This is a genomic window from Streptomyces sp. NPDC104761 (genome assembly GCF_055583445.1).
The window spans coordinates 160,961-174,516 of record NZ_JBVJNZ010000011.1; the positions used below are offsets into that span (position 1 = coordinate 160,961).

General features: G+C 69.0%; 15 protein-coding genes. 8 read left to right on the forward strand and 7 right to left on the reverse strand.

Features of this window, described 5'->3' with window-relative positions; translation table 11 throughout:
* Positions 1 to 91: 91 nt before the first annotated feature.
* From ACZ63F_RS28100 to ACZ63F_RS28110, 3 genes are all read right to left on the reverse strand, one after another.
* Positions 92 to 1,123: an alanine racemase gene (locus tag ACZ63F_RS28100; RefSeq protein WP_093500866.1), complete on the reverse strand. Its 1,032-nt coding sequence runs from the start codon at positions 1,121 to 1,123 to the stop codon at positions 92 to 94.
* An 83-nt stretch (positions 1,124 to 1,206) separates the two neighbouring features.
* On the reverse strand, positions 1,207 to 2,328 hold the full coding sequence (gene femX, locus ACZ63F_RS28105; RefSeq protein WP_469714839.1) for a peptidoglycan bridge formation glycyltransferase FemX: 1,122 nt from the start codon (positions 2,326 to 2,328) through the stop codon (positions 1,207 to 1,209).
* Between the two features lie 161 nt (positions 2,329 to 2,489).
* The gene (locus ACZ63F_RS28110; RefSeq protein ID WP_382725158.1) at positions 2,490 to 2,792 is read right to left on the reverse strand and encodes a hypothetical protein; all 303 of its coding nucleotides are present in this window, start codon (positions 2,790 to 2,792) and stop codon (positions 2,490 to 2,492) included.
* Positions 2,793 to 3,054: 262 nt separating this feature from the next.
* Here ACZ63F_RS28110 and rpsF point away from each other — a divergent pair, with 262 nt between their 5' ends.
* From rpsF to rplI, 4 genes are all read left to right on the forward strand, one after another.
* Positions 3,055 to 3,345 (forward strand): 30S ribosomal protein S6, encoded by a 291-nt coding sequence (rpsF, locus tag ACZ63F_RS28115; RefSeq protein ID WP_093500872.1) that lies wholly within the window; start codon positions 3,055 to 3,057, stop codon positions 3,343 to 3,345.
* A gap of 75 nt (positions 3,346 to 3,420) precedes the next feature.
* Positions 3,421 to 4,008, forward strand: a complete 588-nt coding sequence (locus ACZ63F_RS28120) for a single-stranded DNA-binding protein (protein ID WP_469714842.1) — start codon at positions 3,421 to 3,423, stop codon at positions 4,006 to 4,008.
* A 48-nt stretch (positions 4,009 to 4,056) separates the two neighbouring features.
* Positions 4,057 to 4,293 (forward strand): 30S ribosomal protein S18, encoded by a 237-nt coding sequence (rpsR, locus tag ACZ63F_RS28125; protein WP_003949403.1) that lies wholly within the window; start codon positions 4,057 to 4,059, stop codon positions 4,291 to 4,293.
* Between the two features lie 18 nt (positions 4,294 to 4,311).
* Positions 4,312 to 4,758: a 50S ribosomal protein L9 gene (gene rplI, locus ACZ63F_RS28130; protein ID WP_093500876.1), complete on the forward strand. Its 447-nt coding sequence runs from the start codon at positions 4,312 to 4,314 to the stop codon at positions 4,756 to 4,758.
* 169 nt (positions 4,759 to 4,927) lie between these two features.
* Here the strand turns inward: rplI and ACZ63F_RS28135 are convergent, their stop codons facing one another.
* A complete protein-coding gene (locus ACZ63F_RS28135) occupies positions 4,928 to 6,265 on the reverse strand; it encodes an MATE family efflux transporter (RefSeq protein WP_469714845.1) in 1,338 nt (445 codons plus the stop codon).
* Positions 6,266 to 6,724: 459 nt separating this feature from the next.
* Between ACZ63F_RS28135 and dnaB the strand changes: the two genes are divergently transcribed.
* Both dnaB and ACZ63F_RS28145 read left to right on the forward strand, forming a co-directional pair.
* Positions 6,725 to 8,200: a replicative DNA helicase gene (gene dnaB, locus ACZ63F_RS28140; protein ID WP_093500880.1), complete on the forward strand. Its 1,476-nt coding sequence runs from the start codon at positions 6,725 to 6,727 to the stop codon at positions 8,198 to 8,200.
* A gap of 81 nt (positions 8,201 to 8,281) precedes the next feature.
* Positions 8,282 to 9,667 carry a serine hydrolase domain-containing protein gene (locus tag ACZ63F_RS28145; protein WP_469714847.1) on the forward strand — a complete coding sequence of 462 codons (1,386 nt, stop codon included), beginning with the start codon at positions 8,282 to 8,284 and terminating at the stop codon, positions 9,665 to 9,667.
* A 97-nt stretch (positions 9,668 to 9,764) separates the two neighbouring features.
* Here ACZ63F_RS28145 and ACZ63F_RS28150 read toward each other — a convergent pair whose 3' ends face one another.
* Positions 9,765 to 10,217, reverse strand: coding sequence for a GNAT family N-acetyltransferase (locus tag ACZ63F_RS28150; protein WP_352355821.1), 453 nt, complete (start codon positions 10,215 to 10,217; stop codon positions 9,765 to 9,767).
* Between the two features lie 9 nt (positions 10,218 to 10,226).
* Entirely contained in the window at positions 10,227 to 10,685 is a 459-nt protein-coding gene (locus ACZ63F_RS28155; RefSeq protein WP_352355823.1) for a MarR family winged helix-turn-helix transcriptional regulator, read from the reverse strand.
* Positions 10,686 to 10,827: 142 nt separating this feature from the next.
* Here ACZ63F_RS28155 and ACZ63F_RS28160 point away from each other — a divergent pair, with 142 nt between their 5' ends.
* Both ACZ63F_RS28160 and ACZ63F_RS28165 read left to right on the forward strand, forming a co-directional pair.
* On the forward strand, positions 10,828 to 12,036 hold the full coding sequence (locus ACZ63F_RS28160) for an MFS transporter (protein ID WP_469714850.1): 1,209 nt from the start codon (positions 10,828 to 10,830) through the stop codon (positions 12,034 to 12,036).
* 45 nt (positions 12,037 to 12,081) lie between these two features.
* Positions 12,082 to 12,501, forward strand: coding sequence for a GlcG/HbpS family heme-binding protein (locus tag ACZ63F_RS28165; protein ID WP_469714852.1), 420 nt, complete (start codon positions 12,082 to 12,084; stop codon positions 12,499 to 12,501).
* Between the two features lie 69 nt (positions 12,502 to 12,570).
* Here the strand turns inward: ACZ63F_RS28165 and ACZ63F_RS28170 are convergent, their stop codons facing one another.
* A complete protein-coding gene (locus ACZ63F_RS28170) occupies positions 12,571 to 13,437 on the reverse strand; it encodes a GNAT family N-acetyltransferase (protein ID WP_469714854.1) in 867 nt (288 codons plus the stop codon).
* Between the last annotated feature and the right edge of the window lie 119 nt (positions 13,438 to 13,556).

Consider the following 13,556-nt stretch of genomic DNA (forward strand, 5'->3'; position numbering starts at 1 on the left):
GAACGGAGATGGGCCGCACACGGAGTCCGTGTGCGGCCCATTTGCCTGTCCTGGGAGAGGTCAGGTGGTGTGCTCTCTGTGTAGCGGCGCGTCAGCGGTCCACGATCCGGTCGAACTGGGTCGTGGTGTGCCGGAGATGGGCCACCAGCTCCTCGCCGACCTTCGGCTCCGGGGCGTCCGAGGGCACGAAGAGGATCGACACCTGCATGTGCGGCGGCTCCGCGAACCAGCGCTGCTTGCCGCCCCAGACGAACGGAGAAAGGTTCCGGTTCACCGTGGCCAGGCCGGCCCGTGCGACGCCCTTGGCGCGCGGCATGACGCCGTGCAGGGCCTTCGGCGCCTCCAGGCCCACCCCGTGCGACGTACCGCCCGCCACGACCACCAGGAAGCCGTCCGAGGCGGACTTCTGCTGCCGGTAGCCGAACCGGTCGCCCTTGGCCACGCGGGTGACGTCCAGGACCGCCCCGCGGTACTCGGTGGCGTCGTGGTCCCCCAGCCACAGCCGGGTGCCGATCCGGGCCCGGAACCGGGTCTGCGGGAACTGCTGCTGCAGCCGGGCGAGTTCGTCGGCCTTGAGGTGGCTGACGAACATCGTGTGCAGCGGCAGCCGGGCCGCACGCAGCCGGTCCATCCAGCCGATGACCTCCTCGACGGCGTCCGAGCCGTCGGTGCGGTCCAGCGGCAGGTGGATGGCGAAGCCCTCCAGCCGGACGTTCTCGATGGCCGAGTGCAGCTGCGGCAGGTCCTGCTCGCTGATGCCGTGCCGCTTCATCGTGGACATCACCTCGATGACCACGCGGGCACCGACCAGGCCGTACACGCCGTCGATGGACGACACCGAGCGGATGACCCGGTCGGGCAGCGGCACGGGTTCCTCGCCCCGCCGGTACGGGGTCAGTACCAGCAGGTCGCCGCCGAACCAGTCCTTGATGCGTGCGGCCTCGTACGTCGTGCCGACGGCGAGGATGTCCGAGCCCAGCCGCGTGGCCTCCTCCGCCAGCCGCTCGTGCCCGAAGCCGTAGCCGTTGCCCTTGCAGACCGGCACCAGACCCGGGAACTGCTCCTGCACGTGCTTGTGGTGCGCCCGCCAGCGCGCGGTGTCGACGTAGAGCGTGAGCGCCATGGCCGGACCTGGAACCTTTCTGCGTGCTGGCGACTGCCAGAGGACTGCGGTGTGTCAGGGCTATAGAAGCACGGAGCGTGACGTCAGCGGCGCGACATGTAGATGTCGAGCGCCTTGTGGAGCAGCTTGTTCAGCGGGAAGTCCCACTCGCCGAGGTACTCGGCGGCCTGGCCACCGGTGCCCACCTTGAACTGGATCAGGCCGAAGAGGTGGTCCGTCTCGTCCAGCGAGTCCGAGATGCCGCGCAGGTCGTAGACGGTGGCGCCGAGCGCGTAGGCGTCGCGCAGCATCCGCCACTGCATGGCGTTCGAGGGTCGCACCTCACGGCCGATGTTGTCGGACGCGCCGTAGGAGTACCAGACGTGTCCGCCGACGATCAGCATGGTCGCCGCGGAGAGGTTGACCCCGTTGTGCCGGGCGAAGTACAGCCGCATCCGGTTCGGGTCCTCGGTGTTGAGCGCCGTCCACATGCGCTGGAAGTACGACAGCGGGCGCGGGCGGAAGTGGTCGCGCACGGCCGTGATCTCGTACAGCCGCTGCCACTCCGCCAGGTCCTGGTAACCACCCTGGACGACCTCGACGCCGGCCTTCTCGGCCTTCTTGATGTTGCGCCGCCACAGCTGGTTGAAGTTCTTGTGGACCTCTTCCAGGGAACGGTTCGCCAGCGGCACCTGGAAGACGTAGCGCGGCTGCACGTCACCGAAGCCGGCGCCGCCGTCCTCGCCCTGCTGCCAGCCCATCCGGCGCAGCTTGTCGGCCACCTCGAAGGCGCGCGGCTCGATGAAGTCGGCCTCGATGTCGCGCAGCCGCTTCACGTCCGGGTTCTGGATGCCCTGCTTGATGGAGTTGGACTCCCAGCGGCGGATGATCACCGGCGGGCCCATCTTCACCGAAAACGCGCCCTGGTGCTTGAGGTGCGCCAGCATCGGCTGGAGCCACTCGTCGAGGTTCGGCGCGAACCAGTTGATGACCGGGCCCTCGGGGAGATAGGCGAGGTAGCGCTTGATCTTGGGCAGCTGGCGGTACAGCACCAGACCCGCGCCGACCATCTCGCCGGTGCGCTCGTCGAACCAGCCGAGGTTCTCCGAACGCCACTCCGCCTTGACATCGGCCCAGGCCGGGACCTGCATGTGGCTAGCCGCCGGCAGGCTCTGGATGTACGCCAGATGCTGTTCGCGGCTGATGGTCCTCAGGGTCAGGCTCATGTCGGGGCGCTCCTCGGGCTGGTGTGTCCCCATGGGTACAGGGGCTCCGGCTCTCGCGCCGAAGCCTACTGCGCCTTTCCCGCGGCCCGACTGGCCGTACGGCACCTACGCCCCGGCCGCTGCCCGGCCGGGGCGTTCGACGGTGGTGCGGGGTGCCGGTCTCAGCCGAACAGACCGCCGTGCGCCATGCCGATGAAGAAGCCGATGCCCGAGGCACCGAGACCCAGGATCAGGCCGAAACGCTCGCGCGTGGTGATCGAGACCCACTGCCCGTACAGACCGGTGAAGAGACCGATCAGGCCGGTCCAGGAGCTGAGCAGATGCAGGCCGTGGAAGAACGACGTGATGAAGGCGATCAGCCCGAGCACCAGCGTCACTGCCATCAGCGAGTCCTGGAGCGCATGGGTCTTGCCGTCGGTGGCGAACAGGGAGCCGGCGGTGTTGGGTCGCAATGCCTGTGCCATAGGGCACCTCCTGCGGAAGGCGGCGCATCGTAGCGCCGTACACACCCGATGTGTACAGATTGAGGGTCCCGGCCGCCGGATTTCAACCGGAAGCGGGTGTGCGGGTAGTCTGTAGCGTCTGCACCGGTGTCTGCCCATGCCCTGTCCGGGATCCCAGCGGGACCCCCGAATGTCAGTGGCCGGCGCTACCGTTGCGCACGCATCACAACCCTCCTGCCACGGAACGACCGTGGCCGCTGAGTCCAAAGGAGGTGGGTTCCACATGCGTCACTACGAGGTGATGGTCATCCTCGACCCCGATCTGGAGGAGCGCGCTGTCGCCCCCCTGATCGAGAACTTCCTCTCCGTCGTCCGTGAGGGCAACGGAAAGGTCGAGAAGGTCGACACCTGGGGCCGTCGTCGTCTCTCGTACGAGATCAAGAAGAAGCCCGAGGGCATCTACTCGGTCATCGACCTGCAGGCCGAGCCTGTGGTCGTCAAGGAGCTCGACCGCCAGATGAACCTGAACGAGTCGGTCCTCCGGACCAAGGTCCTCCGCCCCGAGACCCACTGAGCTCCGCTCAGCCGATCTCGGGATTTCGAGTAGCAGCACAAGCAGCCAGCAGCAAACCCGCCGAGAGGTTCCCCCATGGCAGGCGAGACCGTCATCACGGTCGTCGGCAATCTTGTCGATGACCCCGAGCTGCGCTTCACCCCCTCCGGTGCGGCGGTCGCGAAGTTCCGCGTCGCGTCCACCCCCCGCACCTTCGACCGTCAGACCAACGAGTGGAAGGACGGCGAGAGCCTGTTCCTGACCTGCTCGGTCTGGCGTCAGGCGGCGGAGAACGTCGCGGAGTCGCTCCAGCGAGGCATGCGCGTCATCGTGCAGGGCCGGCTGAAGCAGCGGTCCTACGAGGACCGTGAGGGTGTCAAGCGCACGGTCTACGAGCTGGACGTCGAGGAAGTCGGCGCCAGCCTGCGGAGCGCCACGGCCAAGGTCACCAAGACCGCCGGTGGCGGCGGCCGCGGTGGCCAGGGCGGTTACGGCGGCGGTGGCGGCCAGGGTGGCGGCGGCTGGGGCGGTGGCTCCGGTGGCGGCAACCAGGGCGGCGCCCCCAACGACGACCCTTGGGCTTCCGGCGCTCCCGCCGGTGGCGGCAACCAGGGTGGCGGCGGCTGGGGCGGCGGCTCCGGCTCCGGCGGCGGTGGCGGCTACTCGGACGAGCCTCCCTTCTAAGGGACCAGGGCTCGCATCCCCACTTCTTGATCACACAGGAGAAACACCATGGCGAAGCCGCCTGTGCGCAAGCCTAAGAAGAAGGTCTGCGCTTTCTGCAAGGACAAGGTCACGTACGTGGACTACAAGGACACGAACATGCTGCGGAAGTTCATTTCCGACCGCGGCAAGATCCGTGCCCGCCGCGTGACCGGCAACTGCACGCAGCACCAGCGTGACGTCGCCACGGCCGTCAAGAACAGCCGTGAGATGGCGCTGCTGCCCTACACCTCCACCGCGCGCTAAGGGAAGGGTGACCGACTCATGAAGATCATCCTGACCCACGAGGTCTCTGGCCTCGGCGCCGCCGGCGACGTCGTCGACGTCAAGGACGGCTACGCACGCAACTACCTGATCCCGCGGAAGTTCGCGATCCGCTGGACCAAGGGTGGCGAGAAGGACGTGGAGCAGATCCGTCGTGCTCGCAAGATCCACGAGATCCAGACCATCGAGCAGGCCAACCAGGTGAAGGCCCAGCTCGAGGGCGTCAAGGTCCGTCTGGCCGTCCGTGCCGGCGACGCCGGTCGCCTCTTCGGTTCCGTCACCCAGGCCGACATCGCTTCGGCGATCAAGGCTGCTGGTGGTCCCGAGGTCGACAAGCGCCGCATCGAGGTCGGTTCTGCGATCAAGACCCTGGGCGCCCACGAGACGTCCGTGCGTCTGCACCCCGAGGTTGCCGCCAAGGTCAACATCGAGGTCGTCGCGGGCTGACGCCACGCTCGGCTTGAGCGGTAGCTGAACAGGGGCCGCACCCGTGAAGGGTGCGGCCCTGTTTTTGCGTCGACTCTCTGGGGCGGCCATGGTGTGGGGCCATGGGTGTTTCACGTGAAACGTGACAGCCCGCGATGTTTCACGTGAAACCGTCGGCAGCACCCATCGGTCAGCGCGTCGCGCCTGTCACGATCCACCGGCCCGACCGGGCGCGCAGCCAGAGGGTGAGCATCCGTACGGTCATCATCAGCGTCATGGCCCCCCAGAGCGCCGTCAGCCCACCGCCGAGGGTGGGGACGAGCAGGGCCACCGGCGCGAAGACCGCCAGCGTAAGGACCATGGCTCCGGCGAGATACGGCCCGTCTCCGGCACCCATCAGCACGCCGTCGAGGACGAAGACCACGCCGGAGATGGGCTGGGAGAGCGCCACGATGAGCAGCGCGGGCACCGCGGTGTTGCGCACGGCTGGGTCGCCGGTGAACAACGGGAGGAAGAGCGGCCGGGCGGCGACCACGAGCAGGCCCAGGACCACTCCGGTGGCGATGCCCCACTGCACCATCCGACGACACGCCTCGCGAGCGCCGGCGGCGTCATCTGCCCCGAGATAGCGTCCGATGACGGCCTGCCCCGCGATCGCTATCGCGTCCAGGGCGAACGCCAGCAGGCTCCACAGGGACAGCACGATCTGATGGGCGGCGATGTCGGCATCGCCCAGCCGCGCCGCCACGGCGGTGGCGATCATCAGGACGGCCCGCAGTGAGATCGTCCGGACGAGCAGGGGCACGCCGGCCTGTGCCGAGGCCCGTATCCCGGCGGCGTCGGGGCGCAGCGATGCCCCGTGCCTGCGGGCGCCACGGACGACGACGGTCAGGTAGACCGCCGCCATCCCGCACTGGGCGATGACCGTGCCCCAGGCCGAGCCGGCGATGCCCAGTCCGGCGCCGTAGACGAGCGCTGCGTTGAGCCCCGCATTGGCGATGAACCCCGCTACCGCTACGTACAGCGGTGTCCGGGTGTCCTGGAGGCCGCGCAGGACGCCGGTGGCGGCGAGCACGACGAGCATGGCCGGGATGCCGAGGGAGGAGATCCTCAGGTAGGTGGTCGCGTAGGGGGCTGCGGTGGCGGAGGCGCCGAAGACGTCCACGATGCCGGGAGCGAAAGGCAGGACGCCGACGATGACCGCGGCACCAATCAGCAGGCCCAGCCAGATGCCGTCCATGCCCTGGCGGACGGCCGCCTGGAGATCGCCTGCGCCGACCCGGCGGGCGACGGCGGCGGTGGTGGCGTAGGCGAGAAAGACGAAGATGCTCACGGCAGTGGTGAGCAAGGCCGAGGCGATTCCGAGACCGGCGAGTTGTGCGGTGCCGAGATGGCCGACGATCGCGCTGTCGGCCATGACGAAAAGCGGTTCGGCGACGAGTGCGCCGAAGGCCGGGACGGCCAGTGCGATGATCTCTCGGTCGTGCCCCCGTCGGGTGGCTTCGGTGGTCGCGGGAGCCTGTGACATGGGCGCTAATCTAATCGTCCACAGGTAAGTGATGCAAATGCTTAGTGACCCTTACCTTCGGTTGTGTTGCCCGCGCCGTCGCGCGTTGTTCGAAGCGATCTTGATCCGACTGGAAAAGTTTTTCTTCTGCACAGCCGGTGGATGGTAAAAGCGCAGCTCAGAGCCTGTTGAGGACAGGGAGCGAGGGCTTGTTCACAGGACTGTCCACCGCGTCGTGCACAGGTTTTGGCGGGTTCTCCACAGCATACGGGCGGTCGTCCACATGGCCTGTGGATAACCAGATTGGCTGACGGTGCCCGCGGGCCTAACGTGGTCCGGCACCCGCTCCTTGTCGCGGCCTCGGAAACCTCACAAAACCGACGCGTCCAGAACCGGAATGGGGCGTCCTAGTTGTCAGTGCCGTGCCGTAGAAAAGAGGGCATGGCGAGGTCCGCGGTGCGGACGGGAGGAGGTGGCTCGGTGAGCATTTCCGAGCCCTTGGACGATCCGTGGGCCGACGCCGGTCCGGGTGATCGTCTGCCCGCCTCCCGCCGACGGGACGAGGGTGGCCGCGGCCGGGACGACCGGCACGACCGGGGCCGGGACAGTGGGGAATGGGACGGCGGGGGCACCACCTTCGAGCGGGTCCCCCCGCAGGACCTGGACGCCGAACAGTCCGTCCTGGGCGGCATGCTGCTCTCCAAGGACGCCATCGCCGACGTCGTCGAGATCCTCAAGGGCCACGACTTCTACAAGCCCGCGCACGAGACGATCTACCAGGCGATTCTCGACGTCTATGCGAAGGGCGAGCCGGCCGACCCGATCACCATCGCCGCCGAGCTCACCAAACGCGGCGAGATCAACAAGGTGGGAGGCGCCTCCTATCTGCACACTCTCGTCCAGACAGTGCCGACGGCGGCGAACGCCGAGTACTACGCGGAGATCGTCCACGAGCGGGCGGTGCTGCGGCGCCTGGTCGAGGCAGGCACCCGCATCACACAGATGGGATACGCGGCCGACGGCGACATCGACGAGATCGTCAACAGCGCCCAGGCCGAGATCTACGCCGTCACCGAGCAACGGACCAGCGAGGACTACCTGCCCCTCGGCGACATCATGGAGGGTGCCCTCGACGAGATCGAGGCGATCGGCTCCCGTACCGGTGAGATGACCGGCGTGCCCACCGGGTTCACCGACCTGGATTCACTCACCAACGGCCTGCACCCCGGCCAGATGATCGTCATCGCCGCGCGTCCCGCCATGGGCAAGTCCACCCTCGCGCTGGACTTCGCACGCGCCGCGTCGATCAAGCACAACCTGCCCAGCGTCATCTTCTCCCTCGAAATGGGCCGCAACGAGATCGCGATGCGTCTGCTGTCCGCCGAGGCCCGGGTCGCCCTGCACCACATGCGGTCCGGCACGATGACCGACGAGGACTGGACCCGGCTGGCCCGCCGGATGCCGGACGTCTCGGCCGCACCGCTCTACATCGACGACTCCCCGAACCTGTCGATGATGGAGATCCGCGCCAAGTGCCGTCGCCTGAAGCAGCGCAACGACATCAAGCTCGTGATCATCGACTATCTCCAGCTGATGCAGTCCGGCGGCAAGCGGTCCGAGAGCCGCCAGCAGGAAGTATCGGACATGTCGCGAAACCTCAAGCTGCTCGCCAAGGAGCTGGAGGTTCCGGTGATCGCGCTCTCGCAGCTCAACCGTGGTCCCGAGCAGCGCACGGACAAGAAGCCGATGGTGTCCGACCTGCGTGAGTCCGGCTCCATCGAGCAGGACGCCGACATGGTCATCCTGCTCCACCGCGAGGACGCCTACGAGAAGGAGTCGCCCCGCGCGGGCGAGGCGGACATCATCGTCGGCAAGCACCGAAACGGTCCGACGGCGACCATCACCGTGGCCTTCCAGGGCCACTACTCCCGCTTCGTGGACATGGCGCAGACCTGATCCGAGGCGAGCCGGCACCGGCTTGATCCGTGCCGGGGAAATGGACTCGACGCCGGTCCGCCCACCAGGTGGACTGGGCGCATGACGACATTCCAGGAAGAGCTGCTCCCCGCCACCCGGCGGGCGCTGCTGCATCGGATCGCCGTGGCCCAGTCCGAAGGCCGGGCGCCGTCACTGGTGGCGGCGGTCGTGCGAGGCGGACGGGCCGTCTGGCATGGGGCGCGGACCTCGGTGGACGGGCATGGGCCGGACGAGAACGTGCAGTACCGGATCGGCTCGATCACCAAGACCTTCACGGCCGTTCTGGTGCTCAGACTGCGTGACGAAGGGCTGCTCGACCTCGGTGACCCGTTGGAGAAGCATCTGCCGGGCACCGGCGCGGGGGAGGCGACCATCGCCGACCTCCTTGCGCACACCGGCGGCTTGGCGGCCGAGTCCCCGGCACCCTGGTGGGAACGCACTCCGGGCTCACTGCGCCCGGAACTCAGCGACGTGCTCGGTGAACAGCCCGTCCTGCATCCCGTGGGCCGCCGCCACCACTACTCCAACCCCGGGTACACCCTGCTCGGTGCACTGGTCGAGGAACTCCGCGGTGCCCCCTGGGAGGAGGTACTGCGGCGAGAGGTACTCGAACCGCTGGGCCTCGACCGCACAGCCGCTCAGCCGCAGGCGCCGCACGCGGGCGGCTGGGCCGTGCACCCCTGGGCCGACGTCCTGCTCCCGGAACCGCTGGAGGACCTCGGCCGGATGGCACCGGCCGGGCAGCTCTGGTCGACCACGGGCGACCTCGCCCGCTTCGCGGTGTTCCTGGCGGTCGGCGACGACCGGGTGCTGAGCGCCGAGTCGGTGCGGGAGATGCGCACCCCGGCGGCCCCCGCCGAGTCCGCCGACGTACTGGACGGCGCCACCTATGGCCTCGGGCTGCAGATCCAGCGTTGTGACGGGAGGCTCCTCGTCGGGCACTCCGGCTCGCTGCCCGGCTTCCTGGCCAGCCTCACCATCAGCGTGGACGACGACGTGGCGGCGGTGGTCCTGGCGAACTGCACGTCCGGCCCACTCCTGTCCGCCACCGGTGCCGATCTCGTCCGTATCGTCGCGGAGGCCGAGCCGCGCATCCCCGACCCATGGCGCCCGCTGGCCCAGGTCGAGCCCTCCGTCCTGGAGTTGGCAGGCCCGTGGTACTGGGGCACCCATGCCTTCGTGCTCCGCGTGGCGGCCGACGGGCTTGTCTCACTGGGGCCGCTGACCGGCACCGGTCGCCGGGCCCGCTTCCGATCCAACGGCGACGGAACCTGGACCGGCCTGGAGGGCTACTACGCCGGAGAGCTGCTACGGCCCGTACGGCGGCCGGACGGCACCGTGAGCCATCTGGACCTCGGATCGTTCGTGTTCACGCGTCAGCCGTACGACGAGACGTCTCCCGTGCCCGGTGGCGTCGATCCCGAGGGGTGGCGGGGGATCGGTTAGCGGACGAGAGGGCGGGGGGGGGGGGGGGGGGGGGGGCCCCCCCCCCCCCCCCCCCCCCCCCGCCCTCTCCCTCGGTTCGGCTGTGAGCCGCTGGGGTTCAGATTTCGAGCTTGAAGCCTGTGTGGGATCCGGTGAAACCGAGCCGCTCATAGAAGCGATGGGCGTCGACCCGTGACGTGTCCGAGGTCAACTGGACCAACTGGCAGCCCCGGCGGCGGGATTCGTCGATGGCCCACTCGATGAACCGGGTGCCCAGTCCGCTGCCGCGTTCGTCGGCGTGGATGCGGACACCCTCGATGATCGACCGGGTGGCGCCCCGCCTCGACAGTCCGGGGATGATCGTGAGCTGCAGCGTGCCGACGACGCGGCCTTCTCGGACGGCGACGACCAGCTGCTGGTTGGGATCGGCACTGAGCCGTTCCAGGGCGCTCAGATAGGGCGCCAGGTCGTCCGGAGTCTCACGCCGGGCGCCCAGCGGGTCGTCGGCGAGCAGGCCAACGATGGCCGGGACGTCGTCGGCGACCGCGGTACGTATGTCAAGGTCTCCCATGCCGACAGCCTAAGCGGGCACGTGCAGCGCCTCCACGGCCCGGACCAGGGGGGCCAGTTCCGGATTCCTGGCCGCCTCATCGAGGGCCTCGCGCAGTGCCGTGTCGTTGGTGGGGCGAGCCTCTTCCAGCAGCCGTAGGCCTGCCTCGGTGACGTTGGTGTAGATGCCGCGTCGGTCGGTCGGGCAGAGGTAGCGCTCCAGGAGACCGCGGTCCTCCAGGCGCGTGACCAACCGGGTGGTGGCGCTCTGGCTGAGTACGACCGCGTCGGCCACCTGCTTCATCTGCAGATGGCCCCCTTCGCCGTCGTGCTGCCGGCTGAGCACGTCGAGCAGGGAGTACTCGCGCACGCTCAGGTCGTGCCTGGCCTGCAGGGCGCGCTCGATGTGGGCCTCGATCCTCCCGTGCAGCAGGGAGAGGGCGCACCAGCCCTGGGCGAGTGCGGTGAGCGCGGGGTCCGTCGCTGTCATTGGCGTTCTCCTCCGTCCCGGAGCGGCTTAACCCAGGATAGAGCAGGCACGCAATATCCCCCGCTTGCATATAGCCCGCGTCTGCAACTATTGTGAACGCACGCAAAGCGCACCTGCAATCGTCTGGGAAGGTCCACTCTCCATGCCTCTCGCGCTTCTGGCCCTCGCGATCGGGGCCTTCGGAATCGGAACGACCGAATTCGGGATCATGGGCTTGCTGCCCGAGGTCGCGGGTGACTTCGGGGTCTCCATCCCGACCGCCGGCCTGCTCGTCACCGGCTATGCGCTCGGCGTCGTCATCGGCGCCCCGTTGATGACCGTGCTGGGCACGAAGGTTCCCCGCAAGCGGATGCTGATGCTCCTGATGGGCTTCTTCATCGCCGGCAACCTGCTCACCGCTGTGGCCCCCGTCTTCGCCGTCATGCTGATCGGCCGAGTGGTCGCCTCCCTCGCCCACGGCGCCTTCTTCGGCATCGGCTCGGTCGTGGCGGCCGAACTGGTCGCCCCGAGCAAGAAGGCAGGAGCCATCGCGATGATGTTCACCGGCCTCACCGTCGCCAACGTCCTAGGCGTCCCGCTGGGCACCCTCGTGGGGCAGCACGCCGGCTGGCGCGTGACCTTCGGGATCATCGCCGCCCTCGGCGTCGTCGGCCTGGCCGGCATCGCCAAGCTGGTCCCCGAGTTGCCCAAACCGCAGGGCGTGCACCTGCGGCACGAGCTGGCCGCCTTCAAGAACACCCAGGTCCTGCTCGCCATGGCGATGACCGTCCTCGGCTTCGGCGGGGTCTTCGCGGCCATCACCTACATCGCGCCGATGATGACCCAGGTCACCGGCTTCGCCGACGGCTCGGTCACCTGGCTGCTGGTCCTCTTCGGCGTCGGCATGGTCGGCGGCAACCTCGTCGGCGGCAAGTTCGCCGACCGCGCCCTGATGCCCATGCTGTATGTGTCCCTGGGCGCCCTGGCCGTCGTCCTCGCCCTCTTCACGCTCACCGCGCACAGCAAGATCGCGGCCGGCGTGACCGTGGCCCTCATCGGCGCCCTGGGCTTCGCCACCGTCCCGCCGCTCCAGAAGCGCGTCCTGGACCAGGCACACGGCGCTCCGACCCTGGCCTCGGCCGTGAACATCGGCGCCTTCAACCTCGGCAACGCCCTGTCCGCCTGGCTCGGCGGCATGGTGATCGCCGCAGGCTTCGGCTACACCTCCCCCAACTGGGTCGGCGCCGCCCTGGCCGCGGCCGCCCTCGTCCTCGCCTTCCTGTCGGCCGCGCTGGAGCGCCGCGACAGCGTCCCCAGCGCGGTGGTCACCGGCGGCACGTCCGCAGGACAGCGGGCGTCGGTCCACCACTGACCGCCCGCATCTCTCACTGCACACCAGAAGCATCCAAGGAGAACCATGAGCACCACCACCGTCGCAGCGCTCACCATCCAGGACGCCGAGTTCCTGGTCACCGAGGCAGGCCGTGCCGCCGAGGCCGCCGGGGTCACCGTCAGCGTCACCGTCCTGGACGCCGGGGGCCATCTGCTGGCCTTCCGCCGGGACGACCGCGCCGTGTTGATATCCGGCGAGACGAGCACTCGCAAGGCCTACACGGCACTCCAGCTGAACACGCCTACCGCCGACCTCGTCGACGCCGTGCAGCCGGGAGGTCTCTTCCACACCCTGCCCACGGCGCTCGACAGGCCGCTGCTGTTCATCGCGGGCGGTGTCCCCGTCCGGCGCGACGGCCGGATCATCGGGGCGATCGGTGTCGGCGGCGGTGCGCCCGACCAGGACCACGGCTTCGCGTCCGCCGCCGTGGCTGCACTCGCCTGACAGCACCTCGCTCGACGGCGGACGCCGGCTCCCCCGGGGAAGCCGGCGTCCGCCGCGGCCGAAGGCTGCTCAGCCCGCCGCCACCGTCAGCGGCGCGAACCGCCGTGTCCAGTCGCCCGGCAACTCCGTCATCCCGTAGGTCATCACCGAGTTCTCGGCGACGGAGACCAGCCCGCGGGCCTTCGCCCAGGCCAGCAGTTCCTCGTGCCGGACGTCGATGTCCGTTCGGAGCGGGCGGTCGGTACGGGCGGCAAGCGAGGAGATCAGGGACTTCGCCGTCTCCGTGTCCCGGGCGATCAGTGGTCCGACGACATGTGTGTCCATGTTGGGCCAGGCGGCCGCGTACCCGACGATCCTTCCGTCGTCCACGGCGACCCGCAGCAGATCCGAGAAAGCGGGCAGCCGAGTGATGAGCAGGGTGCGGTCGGCTCCGAACACCTCCTCGTCCAGCCGGAGGATGGAACCGAGGTCCTCGGCGGTGGCCGCCCGGGTCACCACCCGCGGCTCGGGCCCGCCCGGCGTGAAGGGGCCGCGGAGCATCTCCGAGCGTCCCGTGACCTTGAATCCGAGCTCCTCGTAGAGCGGCCGGCCGTACGGCGTCGCGTACAGGGTCAGGGGAGTCGTCCCCATCACCGAGATGATGTGCCGCATCAGTCGGCGCCCGATGCCCTGGCGGGCGTGCCGTTCGGCGACCAGGACCATGCCGACCGCGCCGAGATGCGGGCGTTCCCCCGGGCCGTACTCCGTGATGACGCCGGCGGCGACCAGGCCTCCGCCGGGGTCGTCGATGCCGTATCCCTTCCCGGCCGTGAGGAGCAAGCGCCACTTGTGTTCCTCACGGGGCCACCCCCGGTCCTCGGACAAGTCGGCGCAGGCGCTCAGATCGCGTGGCGTCAGTCGGCGGATGGGCAGAGGACCGTCGGAAGGAGTTGACACGCAGGTCAGGCTTGCCGACCGACACCCCCGGCGTCCACCCGTTTCAGGCCGGACACACGTGCTTTTGGCCATGTCGTGGCACGCCGCTCAGCCTCTGGACAGGTGCGGGACGTTTCACG

What these genes read in the sequence shown, in the direction of transcription:
- ACZ63F_RS28145 (WP_469714847.1), top strand. Translation starts at nt 8,282, where the DNA reads ATGACGACATTCCAGGAAGAGCTGCTCCCCGCCACCCGGCGGGCGCTG.
- ACZ63F_RS28150 (WP_352355821.1), bottom strand. Translation starts at nt 10,217, where the DNA reads ATGGGAGACCTTGACATACGTACCGCGGTCGCCGACGACGTCCCGGCC.
- rpsF (WP_093500872.1), top strand. Translation starts at nt 3,055, where the DNA reads ATGCGTCACTACGAGGTGATGGTCATCCTCGACCCCGATCTGGAGGAG.
- rpsR (WP_003949403.1), top strand. Translation starts at nt 4,057, where the DNA reads ATGGCGAAGCCGCCTGTGCGCAAGCCTAAGAAGAAGGTCTGCGCTTTC.
- ACZ63F_RS28155 (WP_352355823.1), bottom strand. Translation starts at nt 10,685, where the DNA reads ATGACAGCGACGGACCCCGCGCTCACCGCACTCGCCCAGGGCTGGTGC.
- ACZ63F_RS28165 (WP_469714852.1), top strand. Translation starts at nt 12,082, where the DNA reads ATGAGCACCACCACCGTCGCAGCGCTCACCATCCAGGACGCCGAGTTC.
- rplI (WP_093500876.1), top strand. Translation starts at nt 4,312, where the DNA reads ATGAAGATCATCCTGACCCACGAGGTCTCTGGCCTCGGCGCCGCCGGC.
- ACZ63F_RS28120 (WP_469714842.1), top strand. Translation starts at nt 3,421, where the DNA reads ATGGCAGGCGAGACCGTCATCACGGTCGTCGGCAATCTTGTCGATGAC.
- ACZ63F_RS28135 (WP_469714845.1), bottom strand. Translation starts at nt 6,265, where the DNA reads ATGTCACAGGCTCCCGCGACCACCGAAGCCACCCGACGGGGGCACGAC.
- ACZ63F_RS28110 (WP_382725158.1), bottom strand. Translation starts at nt 2,792, where the DNA reads ATGGCACAGGCATTGCGACCCAACACCGCCGGCTCCCTGTTCGCCACC.
- ACZ63F_RS28160 (WP_469714850.1), top strand. Translation starts at nt 10,828, where the DNA reads ATGCCTCTCGCGCTTCTGGCCCTCGCGATCGGGGCCTTCGGAATCGGA.
- ACZ63F_RS28100 (WP_093500866.1), bottom strand. Translation starts at nt 1,123, where the DNA reads ATGGCGCTCACGCTCTACGTCGACACCGCGCGCTGGCGGGCGCACCAC.
- femX (WP_469714839.1), bottom strand. Translation starts at nt 2,328, where the DNA reads ATGAGCCTGACCCTGAGGACCATCAGCCGCGAACAGCATCTGGCGTAC.